This window comes from Streptococcus sp. DTU_2020_1001019_1_SI_AUS_MUR_006 (assembly GCF_032340315.1).
Classification (GTDB): domain Bacteria; phylum Bacillota; class Bacilli; order Lactobacillales; family Streptococcaceae; genus Streptococcus.
Map to the genome: position 1 here is coordinate 83,851 of NZ_CP135436.1, position 16,557 is coordinate 100,407.

A 16,557-nucleotide genomic window follows, 5' to 3' on the forward strand; every position below is an offset into this window, starting at 1 on the left:
AATAGAATTGTTCTATCAAGATTACAAAACTCTTTCTTATTTCAAATCTTTTTTATAGCGTTCCAACTCAGCTTGGTTTGCCCAAACATAGTGACCTGGACGAATTTCTACCATAGAAGGCTTATCAGTTTCATAGTCATGTTGATCTGGATCATAGACTTTCAAAACTTTTTTACGTTCCAAGATTGGGTCTGGAATCGGAACAGCTGATAGAAGTGCTTGCGTGTATGGATGAACTGGATTGTTAAACAATTCTTCAGTTTCAGCCACTTCAACAATAACACCCTTATAAATTACCGCGATACGATCAGAAATGAAACGAACTACTGACAAATCGTGGGCGATAAAGAGATAAGTCAAGCCTAATTCCTTTTGGAATTTTTTGAGCAAGTTCAAGACTTGAGCACGTACAGAAACGTCCAAGGCTGAGATAGGCTCATCCGCAATAACGAAGTCAGGTTGCATAACCAAGGCACGGGCAATCCCGATACGTTGACGTTGTCCACCTGAAAACTCATGTGGGTAACGTGTCAAGTGTTCAGCCAAAAGTCCCACTTCACGAATGATATTTTGAACTTTTTCTTTTCTTTCTTCTTCATCTTTAAATAAATGGTGGTTATAAAGACCTTCAGAAATGATATAGTCAACCGTTGCACGTTCATTCAAACTTGCAGCAGGGTCCTGGAAAATCATTTGGATACGACGAATTAATTCCGAAGCTTGTTCACGTGATTTTTTACCATTAATTTTTTGACCTTCAAAGATGATATCACCTTTGCTGGTATCATTAAGACCGATGATAGCACGACCAATTGTTGTCTTACCACTACCAGACTCTCCAACAAGTGAGAAAGTTTCTCCTTTGTTGATAAAGAAGTTCGCATTTTTAACAGCGACAAACTTTTTGCTTCCTTCACCGAAGGAAATTTCTAAGTCTTTAATTTCTACTAATTTTTCAGACATTTCCTTCCTCCTAGTCCTCAAGATGTGTAAAGCCCATCTTTTCACGAATCTTGTCGTGTAAATCTGCAATCACCGCTGGTTTTTCAACTTTTGGAGCTTGTTCATGAAGCAACCATGTCTTAGCCCAATGAGTATCAGATACTGCAAACTGAGGTGCTTTTTCCTCGAAGTCAATCTTCATAGCATAATCTGAACGAAGAGCAAAAGCATCTCCCTTCAATTCAGTATAAAGCGATGGAGGTGTTCCAGGGATTGAGTATAATTCACCTTTGTCATCCGCAAGTTGAGGCAAGCTTGACAAGAGGCTCCATGTATATGGATGACGTGGGTCGTAGAAGATTTCTTCAACAGTACCATACTCGACAATCTCACCAGCATACATAACCGCTACTTTATCAGCGATACTTGCTACGACACCTAGGTCGTGGGTGATAAAGATTGTTGTAAAGTGGTATTCGTGTTGAAGTGACTTCAACAAATCAATAATCTGTGCCTGAATGGTCACGTCAAGAGCTGTTGTCGGCTCATCACAGATAAGAATGTCTGGACGACAGGCAAGAGCAATCGCGATAACGATACGTTGACGCATTCCCCCAGAATATTGGAAAGGATACTCGTCAAAACGTTTCTCAGAATCTGGAATACCAACTTTATTCATATAGTCGATAGCCAATTCTTTAGCTTCTTGCGCAGTCTTGCCTTGGTGTTTAACAATAACTTCTGTGATTTGACTTCCGATTGTCTTGATTGGGTCTAGACTGGTCATTGGATCTTGGAAGATAGTTGCAATCTTGGCACCACGAATACTTTCCCAATCTTTATTAGATGTAAGGCTGGTCAATTCTTGGCCACGGTAATTAATACTACCTCGTGCAATACGACCATTTCCTTCCAACATTCCTGTGAATGTTTTTGTCAAAACTGATTTACCTGAACCTGACTCTCCAACTAAAGCGAGAACCTCTCCCTCGATCAGATCGATGGAGACACCTCGAATAGCTGTCAAAATCTTGTCACGAACATCAAATTCCACGACAATATCTTGAGCAGTCAAAATTACATTTTTTCCTTTTATCATGTCTACTCCTATCTATGTGTACGTGGATCACTAGCATCCGCTAGGTTCTGACCAACTACGAACAGTGACAAGGATACCAAGACCAAAGTTGTCAATGGAATCCAGAAGAGGTAAGCATTGGTTGTTACGTTCTGAGAATAATCCGAAATCAAACGTCCCAAACTTGGTACTGTGATTGGCAAGCCGAGTCCAAAGAATGACAGGAAGGCTTCATATGAGATAAATGCAGGAAGCATTTGTGATGTAGTTGTAACAATAACAGAAACCAATTGAGGCATGATATTTTTAATAACAATCTTATGGGTTGGTGTTCCCAGTGTACGTGAAGCAAGGTTGTACTCCAAATCACGGTAACGCATGATTTGGATACGAATCATATAAGCAATACCAATCCAAGTAGTTACACTCATGGCAAAAATCAAGTTCCAGAAACCTGCACCGATAGAGTAAGTCAAAACAATAACGATCAAAAGTGAAGGGATGTTATTGATAACGTTATAAACTTCCATCATGATACGGTCAACTGATTTTGAAATACCCCAGATTCCGCCGACAATAACACCGATAACAACGTTTATAAAGGTCGCAATTACGGAAATCAAGATAGAGTTACGTGCTCCAAACCAGACACCGTCAAAGAGAGATTTACCATTACTATCTGTACCAAACCAATGTTCAGCATTTGGCTTAATGTAACGAGCGCTAAAATCATTTACCTTACTTACATCATTGAAGTCAAAATCAGAAAACATTGGATAGATGAAACTCATCAATACGATGGAAATCAAAATACCAAGCATGATGATTGTTGATTTTTTCTTCAAAAACTGTCTAAAGACAGAACCCCAATATGAGTAGGCAGGAGCATCAATTGCTTCAGAGGCAAAATCATCTCGTTTTACAAATTGAAATTTATCATTACTAATCGTAGACATTATTTGCCTCCTTTCTCTGTCAATTTAATACGTGGGTCAATAATAGTCATCCAAATATCTCCAATCAAGTAAGAGAAAATTGAAACACATGTAAAGATGAAGACCAGACCAACTACCATATTGTTGTTTGATGCTTTTACAGAGTCAATCAACATTTTACCCATACCTGGGAAGGCAAAGACTGTTTCAGTAAGAGTTGCTCCACCAATAACACCAATAATTGAGCCTGGGATACCAGAAACGAGTGGTACCATAGCGTTTTTAAAGATGTGTTTGTTAGAAATTTCTTTTTCAGAAAGACCTTTAGCTCGAGCAAAACGGACAAAGTCTTGAGATTGTAAGTCAATCATGTAACGACGAATCCAGATAGCTAGACCAGGTGCTCCAAGTAAACCAAGAATGACTGATGGAAGGACATAAGATCGCCAATCGCCAGCACCCAAGATTGGGAATGAGTCTGGGAATCCGATAGAAGAACCAATCAAACGAATGATATAAACTAGAGCAATCGTTGGGAGGGCCATCAAGAAGGTCAAAGTACCTGTAGATAGGCTGTCAATCCAAGTATTCTTGAAACGAGCCATTGCTGAACCAAGAGGAACTGCAATCGCATATGAAATCGCAAGACCAATCAAACCAGTGATAGCAGAACTTGCAATCATTGATGGGTATTGATAGTTGCTCTCAGTAGCTGTATATGGATCATCTTTACCGTAGTTGGCTACTTCACGAGCATCAGCTTGACTCGGAGATTTATAAGTTCTTGAGTAAATATTAACTGATGATGTTTTCTTACCAGTTGGGAATTGAACTTCAGAAGTCTTCGTTTGTCCTTGTCCTTGTGTAATAACTTGAAGAACAGGAGTATTTGCATAAGTTGGATAAGAATCTCCTAGGTTCAAGTTGACAAAGTTTTGGTGAACAAATGGAAACTGACTATTGAAGTACAAGAGGTATTTGTGTTTAGTACCAGAACCCACAAGAGACCAACCGATAGCAGGGTCATTCTCAAAGCGCAAATAACGCTCTAAGTTAGGATTCTCAGGGTCTTGGATCTTGTTTGTATGGTCAATATCAAGCAAGTTTGCATAGAATTTGAACACACGCTCAAAAATAGGAATTTCACGTGTAGCATAGAATTGTCCACTCTCTGTAAACTCACCTAGAGTCCAACCATTCCCAAGTTGTTGGATATATTTTTCATAGATTGCTTTATTTGTATCATTTGCATCTACTGTAACAGAAGAGTCAATGCTACTAGCTTTTTCCTGCAACTCTTTCGTATCGTAATATTCGATATAACCCATACGCTCAAAGACGGTATTTTCATAGTTATCACGTTTATCAGCTGTGGTTGCAATTTTATTGTAGTTAGTATCTTGTTTGAAGATCAACTTCCGTGGAACCATCGTATAGATGATTGTGTAAATCAAGGTCGTTACTAAGAAAATAGAAACCAACGACCGCAAGATACGCATAAAAACATATTTTTTCATATTATTTCCTTTAAAATCCCAAAAGAACCTTCTCCTTTAGGAGAGAAAGTTCTGATGAGCATTATTTATTTCACATGACTCGCTAATTCTTTTTGAGCTTTTTCGTTTGATGCAGCTTTTTCTTTGAGCCATTTTTCACGAGCTTTTTGGTATTCTTCTTTTGTAATAGGTTTTTCACCAACCTCAGTGTACTTCAAGTAACCTGAGGTTTCTCCTTTAAGACCCGCAGCTGAGTAAGAAGAAGTAAATGGAATAACTTTAGATACAAATGATACAGCGGTTTCTTTTGGACCTGCCATCACAGGAATTGTCAAACCGTTGTCTGTTAACCAAGCTTGAGCAAGGGCATATTTTTCGTAGCGTTTTTGAACATCTTGATTTTCTTTATTTGCTTCATCAACTAATTTTTCATAGTCAGACAAACCAAGTTTTTGGATAACTGATGCGTCAGTATCTTTGTCAATACCCATAAGCAAGCGAGTATTTCCGCCTTTAATCGTGTACTGGTCTAAGAAAGTTGATGGATCCTGATAATCTGGATTCCATCCAGTCAAAGTATGAATATCCCAGTCTTGTTCTTTTGCTGTTGGAGCACTGAATGAAAGTGGTAATGCTTCTGCTTGAGTCATTTGTTGAAGATCGATTACAACATTGTCTGATCCAAGTACGTTTTCAATAGATTGTTTAAGTGATTGAACACGGTTTACAACAGCTGTAGATTCTTGGATTGTTAGAGCATCCAAGTGGATTGGGAATTCTACCCCTTCAGCTTTCAAGCTTTCTTTTGCTTTTGCAAAGGCTGCTTTAGCTTTTTCTTCATTGTAGAGACCATTTTGCGAATCAGCAAGTGAAATGTTTGACCATGTGCCTGAGTTTGTCTTCGAAAGACTTTCTTCTACAAGTTCACCAAATTGTTTGTCACCAACTGGAAGATTATATGGTGTGAAAGTATTACGGATTGCAACTGCAGCTCCTTCTGTGCCATTTGTCTGTGCTGAGTAAGAATTACGATCTACCGCAAAGTTTAGGGCTTGACGGAATTCTTTATTTAGCAAGGCTTTTCTTGTAGATTCTTTTTGGCTATCTGTTGTTTTTGAAGTGTGGTTATAAGTTGAACGACCATAGTTCACACTGACAGTAGCGATGGCTGATCCTGGTTCGCTAAAGTAGATGTTGTCTTTGAACTCAGACGCATATTTTTCGTATGTTGAGCTAGTAGGATAAATACGAGCTTTACTGTATTGTCCTTCTGAGAATCCTTTAGCAACAACATCTTGGTCTTTCCCATCCCAGTATGTAAATTTAATGTTTTGAATTTTAACTGCATCTTTATCCCAATAGGCATCATTCTTAGCCATTTCGATTGAAGACTTAGCTGTGATTGCTTTCAAAACAAATGGTCCATTATACAAAATAGAAGATGGATCTGTAGGTGCACCAAAGCCTTCCCCTTTAGATTTAAGGAAATCTTCATTGATTGGCATCATCACGCCATTTGTTGTTTTATCATTCCAGAAAGTCTCTGGCTGATTCAAGGTATATTCCAGAGTGTTATCATCAACTGCTTTTACTCCAACAGTTGAAAAGTCGTTTGTTTCACCGTTAATGTAAGCGCTGAGTCCTTTAATTGAAGAACTAATAACAGACAGCCCTTTTGATTTTCCTTCTACCGCGTGTTTCAACCCTGTCACAAAGTCTTGGGCTTTAACTGGAGCGTATTCTTCTCCTTCAGCAGTAACCCACTTAGCATCCTTACGGATTTTATAAGTGTAAGTCAAACCATCTTGTGAAACTGTCCATGATTCAGCAATCGATGGTACGAGGTTGCCATATTTATCATTAGCAAGCAAACCATCTACTGCATTTGTAGTTACAAAAGAAGTAGAATCAACGTTGTTAACAACATAATCCAATGTTTCTGGATCAACTGAATAAACGTATTTATAATCTGATGCTAATTTTGCATTGCTTGAACCTGCATTTGAATTCGTGTTTGAACATGCAGCAAGCACTCCTGCCGCAAGCAAGGACACCCCCGCTACTGCAAGAATCCGACTTTTTTTCATGTTTAATTAACTCCTCTATTAAAATTAATGAGATACTGTTGATTATACCATAATCCCTCTCAAAAGTAAACGAATTTTCAGAATATTTTGTCGCATGCCTTTTGAAAGCAGGAAAACTTACATTTTCAGAAAAGAAACTATTGACGAGATTTAATTTAAAAGGTATAATAATAAAAGTTAAGGCGGTATAGCCAAGTGGTAAGGCACGGCTCTGCAAAAGCTTGATCGTCGGTTCAAATCCGTCTACCGCCTTATAATACCGATTTTATCGGAATTTATCCAGACAAAAAGCCCATAAAATAGGGCTTTTTTATTTTTATTTCATGATAAAAAAGGATAACTTTAAAAAACTGTTGGGGCGAGTTTGGGGCGAGGACGTTTTAAAAACTTCATTAAAAGTCTTGATTTTCTCACTTCCCCGTGACATGATATAATCAAGCAAAGGAAAGGGGGAAAGTGAACAAAGAAGATTGGATTAGCGATAGACAATATCCCTGAAACAGGAACTGCTATCGCAAGTCTAATGACCGCGATAACGGTCGCAAGGCAAAACAAAAAGCGTAACCCAAAATTCTGACAAAAGAAAAGGTAAACGCTAAGAGGTCGGGGCGAAAGCCCCTTACACCTCTATTTTATCAAACGAAAAGAGGAAAAGCAATGGTTAGTGCAATAGCTATTTTTATAATTGCAATCAATGTATACATTTATCTCAAAAATAAAAAGGACAAATAAAATGAGAAAAGGTATTCAAGAATTATTAGACAGTTCGATATCTACATCTGCTATTTCGCAAGGCGCTGGAGTTCCGTGGACTACTGTTTCTGACCTTAGAAAAGGAAAAACAAGCATGGACAAAATGGCCCTTCTCACAGCAGAAAAACTTTATGATTTTGCCATATCTGACAAGCAGTGATTTTGGTCACTGCTTGTATTATTTCAAAAAAACCTCAAGCCTGAGCCTGCGGTTTGTGTAATCTATTTTAAAATTCTCGAATGAAAAAAGGAGCATTACAGCCCCTCTTTTGAAATAACGGACACTTGGCTGGTCGGTGTACCCAGCATCTCAGGTACCTTTTTCAAGGTGCGGCAGGAACCTTTCTGCCCTCAAATGTCTTCCGTTAATTTTATTCTAGCACTATCTACTTTTTTTGTCAATTTTTCTCAATCTACCAGACTTAATACGACTTTGTAACTTGTAATCTTGTATACGATACATGATCGGGACGTAAAAGAAATCGCCACTTTTATGTAACTTGATAGCAACAAGTACATTATCATCAAATCTTTTTACATATTCAAAACTAGCGCCTTTCTCTCGTGGATTGATCCCAACGAAATCTGGATTACTTAGTATGAGTTCCAAGTCTTCAATATGCTGAATCACATCATTATGATGGCGTTTCATCATATGACTTCTCAGCCCTTCTTTGTTGCCCTTGATGTCGCTCGCTTCAAGAACAATATTAAAAATCTCTTTTACTTCATTAGTAACCTGACCAATTTTTTCATGATCCATCATTTCCTCCGTTATTCCACAACTATTATATCACATTTTATTTGGTCGTAATCAAGCATCAAGCTCAATCGTAAACTCTGGCTTGTCTGTCATACTATCATCTGGTTTCAGGTAGTACCAGCCGTCTACCGCCTCTATATTATCAAAGGCTCCTACAGGAGTCTTTTCTTTTTTACGACTAGAAAAGCTTTATCAGTTCTACTCTGATAAAGCCTTTTTTTTATTCTGTTTCTTCTTCTGATTCGAGTTCTTGGATTTGAACCTTAAGCTTGGTTACACGTCCATTTTTGACCTTATCATTGGTTAGAGTGATATGCTTATTGCTACTTTCTAACTCATAGCTAAGTTTTTCTGATGTTGGAATAGTTCCCACACCAGTCAAATAGTAACCTGCAATCGTATCTACATCGTCACTTTCAAGTTCGACATCAAAGTAGTCATTAAAGTCATTTAAATTCATTGTCCCTTGGACGATATATGTATCTTCTCCAATTGTATGAACATAGACTTCAGCTCTGTCAGTTTCATCATCAATCTCACCAACAATCTCTTCAAGTAAATCCTCAAGAGTGACCAAACCAGCCATTCCCCCATACTCATCTAGTAGGATAGCCATCTGTCTTTGAGTGTTTCTGAACTCTTTTAATAAATCATCCACAAAAATCGTTTCAGGTACAAAGAGTGGATCCTGCAAGATTCGCTTCCAGATGATATTGTCAAACCCGCTGACAAAGGCTTCTTTAAGGAGGCTCTTGGTGTGAACCAAACCAATGACATTATCCTTGTCTCCATCATAAACAGGAATACGAGAAAAGTTCTGCTTCAAGATACTTTGGATAATGGTTTGAGTGTCATCCTGAATATCTACCATAAAGGCATCTGTTCGGGGAACCATGACTTCACGCGCCATGAGCTCGTCTAGCGAGAAAATCCCTTGTAACATTTCAATTTCATCAGCATCCAAGGTTTCTTCACTCTTAGACAACATGTACTCAATCTCATCACGAGTCATTTTTTCATCTGCATCGTCAAATGTCATCGGTGTCAATTGACTCAAGAGATTAGTTGATGCTGAGAGCATCCAAACGAAGGGACTCACAATCTTACCAAGTCCAATAATAAACGGTACTGTTCGGATAGCCAAGGCATCCTTAAGATTTAGAGCAATTCGCTTAGGATAAAGCTCACCAAAAACAATAGAAATATAGGTCAAGAAAGCTAATGATAAGAAGCTAGCTACCGCATAGGCAGTTTCGCTATTTCCCATCCAAGAGGCGATCAACTCTCCAAGTGAATCTGCTAGTTTAGCCCCTGACAAGATCGTAATTAAGGTGATACCAACTTGAATGGTTGATAAAAAGTGATTAGGGTTTTCAAGTACCTTTAGTAAACGGATATAGCGTTTATCTCCCTCCTCAGCTTTTTGCTCAACACGTGAACGACTAAGTGAAACCATGGCCATTTCTGTTGCAGAGAAAAAGGCATTTAAAAAGGTCAAAACAACTAATAAAACAAATTGCAGTAACAAATCCTGACTGCTCGGGTCTTCCATTTTCCTTCTCCTAAAAAGTATAATTGAAACCATTATACCATATTTTCCAATTTCTACACATTAATTTTCAATTTCTATGATAAAGGGTCGCTGAATAGAGAACTGCAATCCCAGTCCCGACGCCCTAGTTCAAACCTTGTAAATTTTCAAAAAAGCTCTTTAAAATCAGAAGAGCAAAAAACAACCAATCCTGTCAACAGTTCATGACTAATAAAAAACGAGGTTGGGATTTTCCCTCAACCTCTTGATCAATTAGTTGTTTTTTGTGACTGTGACCTCACCTGTTCGGTAATCTAACTGAATTCCCTTTTGGACATTTGGAATAACGACATTAAACTCCAATTCTCCATCAGAGGACTTAGCTTCAATCTGCGATGCAGACGGCACCAAGTCTTCCTCAGACGCATAGAGCAACGTCACACGGTAACGCACTCGTTTATTCTGATCTAGGGCTTTTCGAACCAAACTCTCATAGTAGTTTTGGCCTGTGGAATCTTCGGCACGCGCTTGGTTGGCCCAAGCTGTCTGTACGGCAATATTTTTAGGATTGCTGGTAGAAGCATCGAAGCCATCTAAACCACCTATCAAGGCATAGCCTAACAAGTGTCCTCTATCGACCGCATGGTTATAGCTTCCTTTTAGATTCTTAACCTGATGCCAACCCGCAGGCGTCCAAGATGTTGAACCATTGCCAGTTTCTTCACGGTCCTTGTACTGCCTTGTTGCTTTTGACATGATCGCATTCGCTACTGTGGGAACTGTCTCTCCTCCTACCGTTTTTGTCTTGTTATCTGCATAGGGTTTGCTTGAAACCTTAGCATCCAGATTGGTTTTATTGTTATTGACGACAAAGGCTCCTGCGCCATTCCACTCTAGAGTACCCTTAATTTGTTTTTTAATCGAATCTGTTAGGACACTTTCTGCCAGTTCTTGACTTGGAGTATCAGACGACTGTGATTTTTGTTTTACTTGTGTTTGTGGTGCAGTGTTGGAAGACTGCATTTGTTTAATATAGTAGCTTCCTGCTGACAAGAGCAAAAAGAGCAAGAGACCAATTAGGGCCTGCCTTGTTTTTTTATTCATATTTTCTCCTTGTACTCTTCGAAAATCTCTTCAAACCACGTCAGCTTCACCTTGCCGTATATGTGTTACTGACTTCGTCAGTTCTATCCACAACCTCAAAACTGTGTTTTGAGCAGCCTGCGGCTAGCTTCCTAGTTTGCTCTTTGATTTTCATTGAGTATTACATTCACTTCCTAGAAAAAGACTGGTCTCCCAGTCTATTTTCCTGTAAATTTTGCGATGAGTTCTTGCCATTTTACTGGCGCTAAAATAGCCCAAGGATCTTGACCTTTTCCTAAAATACCATAGCCAATCATCAAACCAATAGCAAGAGCTAAGAATCCTAGTAGTAATACTACAATTACTAGGATAAAGCGACGTAAGACATATTTGGATCGTTTATTCATCTTCATCAGCTTCCACACTTACCCGTTCAATCTTAGCTCCTAACTGGGCTAATTTTTCATGAAAACGGTAGTAACCTCTATCTAAATGGACAAGCTTTCCTACAACTGTTTCGCCTTCAGCTACCAAGCCTGTCAAAATCAAGGCTGCACTGGCACGTAAGTCTGTCGATAGAACTTCTGCCCCTTGGAGAGACTGTCCTCCGACGATACGGGCTGTATCACGGATGATTTCAGAGTGCAAGCCCATACGACGCATTTCCTCTAAATGTTGGAAACGATTCTCAAATACAGTCTCTACCATGGTTGACTCACCTTGAGCAACGGTCATTAGAGCAGTGAACTGCGCTTGCATATCTGTCGGAAATCCTGGATGTGGAAGTGTCTTAACGTGGACAGCCTTTAATTTTTCACGTTGAGAACGAATACGAATTCCTTCGTCCTCATCAATGACTTCAACACCCATTTCCAATAATTTAGCAATCAAGGGACGATTGTGTTCCCAGATGGCATCTTGAATCAAGACATCTCCACCAGTCATAGCAGCTGCTACCATGAAGGTCCCTGCTTCAATACGGTCTTGTACAACATTGTGGGTTGCACCGTGTAGTTGCTCAACACCAGTAATCGTCACAGTTTCAGTTCCTGCCCCCTTGACCTTGGCACCCATTTTATTTAGGAGAACAGCCAAGTCGACAATCTCAGGTTCACGCGCAGCATTTTCAATGACAGTCACACCGTTAGCAAGAGTTGCTGCCATCATCAAGTTTTGAGTAGCACCTACACTTGGGAAGTCCATGTAAATGTGAGCTCCGTGCAAGCGTTCTGCCTTAGCTTCGATATATCCTGCCGTTTGAGTAATTTGAGCCCCCATCGCTTCGAGTCCCTTTAGGTGAAGGTCGATAGGGCGACTACCGATCGTACAGCCACCTGGCATCGAAACTTTAGCATGTCCTACACGAGCCAAGATTGGCCCCAATACCACAATAGAAGCACGCATCTTGCTGACATACTTATAGGGAGCTTCTTCTGTGATATCACCGGTTGCATCAACTTCAACAATATGTGCTTCTTGATCAAAGTCTACTTTCGCATTTAATCCACGAACCACCTGATTCATGGTAAAAACATCCGATAAAATAGGAACATTTTTTAAGACCGTTTTTCCTTCACTTGCTAAAATAGTTGCTGCAAGTAGTGGCAAAACTGCATTTTTTGCGCCCTCGATGGTAACACTTCCAACCAAACGATTATCGCCACCTTGAACTACAATTTTTTCCATAGAGTATTTTCCTTCACTTACAATTTTAGAATAACGTTCTAACTGCTTCTTGCCAAAGTTGGTAGAGATTTAGGAAAAAGGAACTAATCAGATATCCTAAACCGATACTACACAATACTACCAAGAGTCGAACCTTCTTCGCATTATCCTTTGTCACCTTCAAAATTTGATCCCATCTGACCAAATCTTTCAAGAGCTGAAAGACTAGGTAGACAAAAAACATATGACTACTAAGGGTAAAAAACAATTGAATCATTTGCCTATTATACCATCTTCTTTTTTTCTACGCTAGTTTAGGGATTCGCCTACTGTTTAAGGATTGTTTTTCAAATAGTCAATCGCATCTTGAAGCGTTTTGACTGGAACGATTTTCATGTCTGTTTTAATCATTTGAGCTGCTTCTAGAGCTGTGTCATAGTTACTCTTGGCATTTGGATTTGCCTTTTTAGCTTCCTCAGTTACTGGATTGTTAGGAGCAAAGAATACAGTTGCTCCCTTTTTAGCTGCGGCAACCACTTTTTTATCAATTCCACCAATGTCACCTACGTTACCATCTCTATCGATGCTTCCTGTACCAGCAATGATGCGTCCATTTCGAAGAGTAGGATCTGCAATTTGCGTATAAATGGATAAACTAAACATCATTCCAGCACTCGGACCACCAATGCCAGCCGTTGAAAACTTGATTGGCACATCACTTGACACTTCTGTGCGGTCAATCAAACCGATTCCAATACCGTTTTTCCCATTTTCCAGAGTAATAATTTTCCCTTCGGCAGTTTTGACTTTTCCATCCTCCTCATAAGTAACCTTAACCTGATCACCTAGAGTTTGAGAATTAACGTAGTCAACCATCTCCTTGGAACTCTCAAAAGTCTTATCATTAACAGCGGTTACGGTGTCAGCAATATTGAGAACTCCCTTGAAAGTCGAGTTATCTGTTACAGTCAAAACATAGACACCCAGATATTTGAGTTCAATTTCCTTACCAGCCGTCTTCAAACCTTGATATTTGGCCATGTTTTGCGAAGTTTCCATGTAAAACTGGTTGATTCGCATAAATTCCGCATCTGACGAACCACCAGTCATCTCTTTGGCACTATGTATGTCCGTAAAAGGTGTTAGCCAAGCATAGACTAAGTCAACCAGTCTAGCGTGCTTAACTCCAACCGTCACAAATTGGTAGGAACCTTCCTCTTGGTCAGGTTGGTTATTAACTTGTAAAACCTTTCGAATATCTTCAGAAGTTCCTGGCACCTCGATATAATAAGGCAGGGGCACCGTAAAAGCGATAAAAGTGATAATGAGCCCAATAATGAGATATAAGGGCCATCTAGTTTTTTTCTTCATTGTTTAACTCCTCTAGGACAGCATTTGGTACATACCCACTGATATCTTGACCAAATTTCAATAGTTCTCTCACAGCTGAAGAGCTGATGTAAACATGCTCTGGGCGACTGTGGAGGTAGATTGTCTCCATTTCTCCCGCTATTTGATGGTTGTAAAAATCAAAACTGGCTTCATACTGAAGATCTGTTGCATTACGCAAGCCACGCACCAAGATCTCTGCACCTAATCTTCTAGCAACATCAACGACTAATTCATCGTGAGAAGCTATGACTTGGACATTTTTCAGATGTGCCACTGCTTTTTCAACAGTTTTCTTTCGGCTCTCTATCGGTAAAAATCCCGTTTTATGTGGATTATAAAAAATTCCTACATACAATTGATCAAAGAGCTTACTTGCACGCTCAATGAGATCCAAATGTCCATTGGTCATCGGATCAAAGGAACCTGTAAATAGCCCAATCTTATCTGACATAAACCGTCACCTTACTAATCCCATATATTTTTTCCTTCCAGATGCCCAAACAAGCGATTTCTTCTGGAAGTTCTACTGATTTATCGGTTTCACAAACCACCATGACATCCTCTGAAAAAAGATTTCTCTCCGCCATTTTTTCAATATCTGACACGATTTGTTCTTTTGCATAGGGAGGGTCCAAAAAAATAAGATCAAAGACACCATCAACCTGTTCTAATGCACGACTGGATTCCATTTTCAATAATTGAAACTTGGAGGTTTCCTTAGTCATTCGGATATTTTCTGCGACTATATTCTGGGCTCGGCGATCCTTCTCAACCAGAACGGCACTGGACATCCCTCTTGAGACTGCTTCGATGGATAGACCACCACTGCCAGCATAAAGATCTAGCACACGCCCACCTTCAAAGTAGGGACCAATCATATTAAAAATAGCGCCCCTTACCTTATCTGAAGTAGGTCGAGTTGTTTTACCGTCCAGCGTCTTTAACGGACGCCCTCCGTAGATTCCTGATACGATTTTCATACCGTATATTATACCAAATTCTTATCAAAAAAAGAAAATCGAACCTTACGGCTCGATTGATTAAAGAATATTTTCGTAGGTGTCTCTCACTTCTCGTGGCCAAACACTGGTTTGGACTTCACCGATATGCTTCTTACGAAGCAGGAACATAGCCATACGAGACTGGCCAATTCCTCCACCGATTGTCAAAGGGAAGAGTCCGTTTAGGAGAGCCTTATGCCATTCTAAAGTTAGACGGTCTTCGTCTCCTGTGATAGCTACTTGGCGACGGAGAGTGTCTTCATCGACACGAATGCCCATTGAAGACAATTCAAAGGCTGCACCCAAATTATCATTCCAAACAAGGATGTCCCCATTCAAGCCATGATAGCCATTTTCAGACTCAGTTGTCCAGTCATCATAGTCTGGTGCACGTCCGTCATGAGGTTTTCCATCTGACAATTCTCCACCGATACCAATTAGGAAGACCGCACCGAACTCCTTACAGATAGCATTTTCACGTTCTTTAGGTGTCAAGTCTGGGTAGCGTTCTACCAACTCTTCTGTATGGATAAAGGTAATTTGTTTAGGTAGAATTGACTCAATGTCGTAGCGAGCTTCTACTGCTAACTCTGTCAAACGAATAGCCTTATAAATCTTTTCTACCGTTTCTTTAAGATAGGCAAGATTGCGTTGTCCGTTTGGAATGACCTTTTCCCAGTCCCACTGGTCTACATAGACTGAGTGAGTCGCATCTAGGGAATCTTCGTCTGGACGAAGAGCCTTCATGTGAACGAAGAGGCCTTCTCCCTCACCAAAACCAAAACGGGCTAAGGTATGGCGTTTCCACTTAGCAAGGGAATGCACTACTTCATAGGTTTCATCTGGAATTTGCAAAACCTTAACAGAAACTGGATGTTCAATCCCTGAAAGGTTATCCTGCATCCCGTCCCCAACCTTACTCAAGATTGGCCCCTGCACTTCTACAACTTCTAACTTATCTTTCAAATACTGGGTAAAGGTATTTTTTACAAAGGAAATTTCTTCCTGTTGATGGATAAAACTTTTCTTCATACATCTCTCCTTTTAAATAATAAGATGATTATACCCTTTTGCTAGTAAAAATAAAAGTAAAAATTTAAAAAAGAGCTCATTTGAGCTCTAAAAGTATTAATCGTCACTTCCAAAGATACGCAAGAAGCTGAGGAAGAGGTTGATAAAGTCGAGGTAGAGGCTAAGCGCCAATGAAATTGCCCAACCTGTAGCGACTTGACCATTTGATTCTTCATAAACATAGCGAATCTTTTGGTTATCCCAAGCAATCAAACCTGCAAAAACAAGAACCATGACAATACTGATAATGTAGTCGAAGAGACCACTGTTTAAGAATACATTGACAATCATAGCCAAGATAAGACCCACCAGGGCTCCAATCAAAGCACGTCCGATACCACTCAAGTCCTTTTTAATCACAACTCCGATAATTGCCATGACAAAGAAGAGGGCAGCGCTAGAAATGAAAGCCGTTAGAACCGTTCCTGGTAGATAGAGCGACACGATGAAACTCAGTGAAAAACCGTTCACTACTGAATAGATGAGAAACATCGGAAGAGCTGCTGGGCTATTTTTATAAGCCATATTACTTGCTGCAATGACAAGAGCAACTTCAACTACTCCTGTCACGATTAGCCATATGCGGGCATTAAGCATCAACTGAACAAGAAGGTCTTGGAAGGTTGTTAACATCAAGGCTGAAACAAGTGCGGATAAGGCAATCCCAATTCCTACAAAAGCATAAACTTTTGCATAAAATTGATTCAAACCTGAACGTTCTTGAATAATTGTTTGATTCATATCTTTTTCTCCTTATGAA

Annotated in this window: 17 protein-coding genes and 1 tRNA gene; 2 read left to right on the forward strand and 16 right to left on the reverse strand. The window is 39.6% G+C overall.

Features of this window, described 5'->3' with window-relative positions; translation table 11 throughout:
• Positions 1–36: 36 nt before the first annotated feature.
• From RRU92_RS00360 to RRU92_RS00380, 5 genes are all read right to left on the reverse strand, one after another.
• The gene (locus tag RRU92_RS00360; protein ID WP_001291283.1) at positions 37–963 is read right to left on the reverse strand and encodes an ATP-binding cassette domain-containing protein; all 927 of its coding nucleotides are present in this window, start codon (positions 961–963) and stop codon (positions 37–39) included.
• A 10-nt stretch (positions 964–973) separates the two neighbouring features.
• Complete coding sequence (locus RRU92_RS00365; RefSeq protein ID WP_315639858.1) at positions 974–2,041, reverse strand: ABC transporter ATP-binding protein; 1,068 nt, start codon at positions 2,039–2,041, stop codon at positions 974–976.
• Positions 2,042–2,049: 8 nt separating this feature from the next.
• Positions 2,050–2,976 (reverse strand): oligopeptide ABC transporter permease OppC, encoded by a 927-nt coding sequence (gene oppC / locus RRU92_RS00370; RefSeq protein WP_000104373.1) that lies wholly within the window; start codon positions 2,974–2,976, stop codon positions 2,050–2,052.
• On the reverse strand, positions 2,976–4,472 hold the full coding sequence (locus RRU92_RS00375) for an ABC transporter permease (protein ID WP_000761009.1): 1,497 nt from the start codon (positions 4,470–4,472) through the stop codon (positions 2,976–2,978). The genes oppC and RRU92_RS00375 overlap by 1 nt, the downstream gene beginning before the upstream one ends.
• A 65-nt stretch (positions 4,473–4,537) precedes the next feature.
• Positions 4,538–6,538 (reverse strand): peptide ABC transporter substrate-binding protein, encoded by a 2,001-nt coding sequence (locus RRU92_RS00380; RefSeq protein WP_315639859.1) that lies wholly within the window; start codon positions 6,536–6,538, stop codon positions 4,538–4,540.
• A 181-nt stretch (positions 6,539–6,719) separates the two neighbouring features.
• On the opposite strand from RRU92_RS00380, the gene RRU92_RS00385 reads away from it, so the two are divergent.
• Positions 6,720–6,790 (forward strand) — tRNA-Cys (locus RRU92_RS00385).
• 481 nt (positions 6,791–7,271) lie between these two features.
• Positions 7,272–7,451 (forward strand): hypothetical protein, encoded by a 180-nt coding sequence (locus RRU92_RS00390; RefSeq protein WP_315639860.1) that lies wholly within the window; start codon positions 7,272–7,274, stop codon positions 7,449–7,451.
• Between the two features lie 222 nt (positions 7,452–7,673).
• Here RRU92_RS00390 and RRU92_RS00395 read toward each other — a convergent pair whose 3' ends face one another.
• The 11 genes from RRU92_RS00395 to RRU92_RS00445 form a co-directional block, all read right to left on the reverse strand.
• On the reverse strand, positions 7,674–8,054 hold the full coding sequence (locus RRU92_RS00395; protein ID WP_315640889.1) for a hypothetical protein: 381 nt from the start codon (positions 8,052–8,054) through the stop codon (positions 7,674–7,676).
• Positions 8,055–8,274: 220 nt separating this feature from the next.
• Positions 8,275–9,606, reverse strand: coding sequence for a hemolysin family protein (locus tag RRU92_RS00400; protein ID WP_315639863.1), 1,332 nt, complete (start codon positions 9,604–9,606; stop codon positions 8,275–8,277).
• 252 nt (positions 9,607–9,858) lie between these two features.
• The gene (locus tag RRU92_RS00405) at positions 9,859–10,689 is read right to left on the reverse strand and encodes a DNA/RNA non-specific endonuclease (protein ID WP_153225124.1); all 831 of its coding nucleotides are present in this window, start codon (positions 10,687–10,689) and stop codon (positions 9,859–9,861) included.
• Between the two features lie 197 nt (positions 10,690–10,886).
• On the reverse strand, positions 10,887–11,081 hold the full coding sequence (locus RRU92_RS00410; RefSeq protein ID WP_315639866.1) for a DNA-directed RNA polymerase subunit beta: 195 nt from the start codon (positions 11,079–11,081) through the stop codon (positions 10,887–10,889).
• Entirely contained in the window at positions 11,068–12,354 is a 1,287-nt protein-coding gene (gene murA, locus RRU92_RS00415) for a UDP-N-acetylglucosamine 1-carboxyvinyltransferase (RefSeq protein ID WP_315639868.1), read from the reverse strand. The genes RRU92_RS00410 and murA overlap by 14 nt, the downstream gene beginning before the upstream one ends.
• Before the next feature lie 25 nt (positions 12,355–12,379).
• A complete protein-coding gene (locus RRU92_RS00420; protein WP_000615324.1) occupies positions 12,380–12,610 on the reverse strand; it encodes a DUF1146 family protein in 231 nt (76 codons plus the stop codon).
• Positions 12,611–12,666: 56 nt separating this feature from the next.
• The gene (locus tag RRU92_RS00425; protein ID WP_000730763.1) at positions 12,667–13,704 is read right to left on the reverse strand and encodes a SepM family pheromone-processing serine protease; all 1,038 of its coding nucleotides are present in this window, start codon (positions 13,702–13,704) and stop codon (positions 12,667–12,669) included.
• A complete protein-coding gene (gene coaD / locus RRU92_RS00430) occupies positions 13,688–14,176 on the reverse strand; it encodes a pantetheine-phosphate adenylyltransferase (protein WP_315639870.1) in 489 nt (162 codons plus the stop codon). Before coaD ends, RRU92_RS00425 begins: the two co-directional genes overlap by 17 nt.
• Entirely contained in the window at positions 14,166–14,705 is a 540-nt protein-coding gene (rsmD, locus tag RRU92_RS00435) for a 16S rRNA (guanine(966)-N(2))-methyltransferase RsmD (protein ID WP_045762698.1), read from the reverse strand. The genes coaD and rsmD overlap by 11 nt, the downstream gene beginning before the upstream one ends.
• Before the next feature lie 60 nt (positions 14,706–14,765).
• Positions 14,766–15,758: an aspartate--ammonia ligase gene (gene asnA, locus RRU92_RS00440; protein WP_315639874.1), complete on the reverse strand. Its 993-nt coding sequence runs from the start codon at positions 15,756–15,758 to the stop codon at positions 14,766–14,768.
• Between the two features lie 96 nt (positions 15,759–15,854).
• Positions 15,855–16,538 (reverse strand): Bax inhibitor-1 family protein, encoded by a 684-nt coding sequence (locus RRU92_RS00445; RefSeq protein WP_075228308.1) that lies wholly within the window; start codon positions 16,536–16,538, stop codon positions 15,855–15,857.
• Between the last annotated feature and the right edge of the window lie 19 nt (positions 16,539–16,557).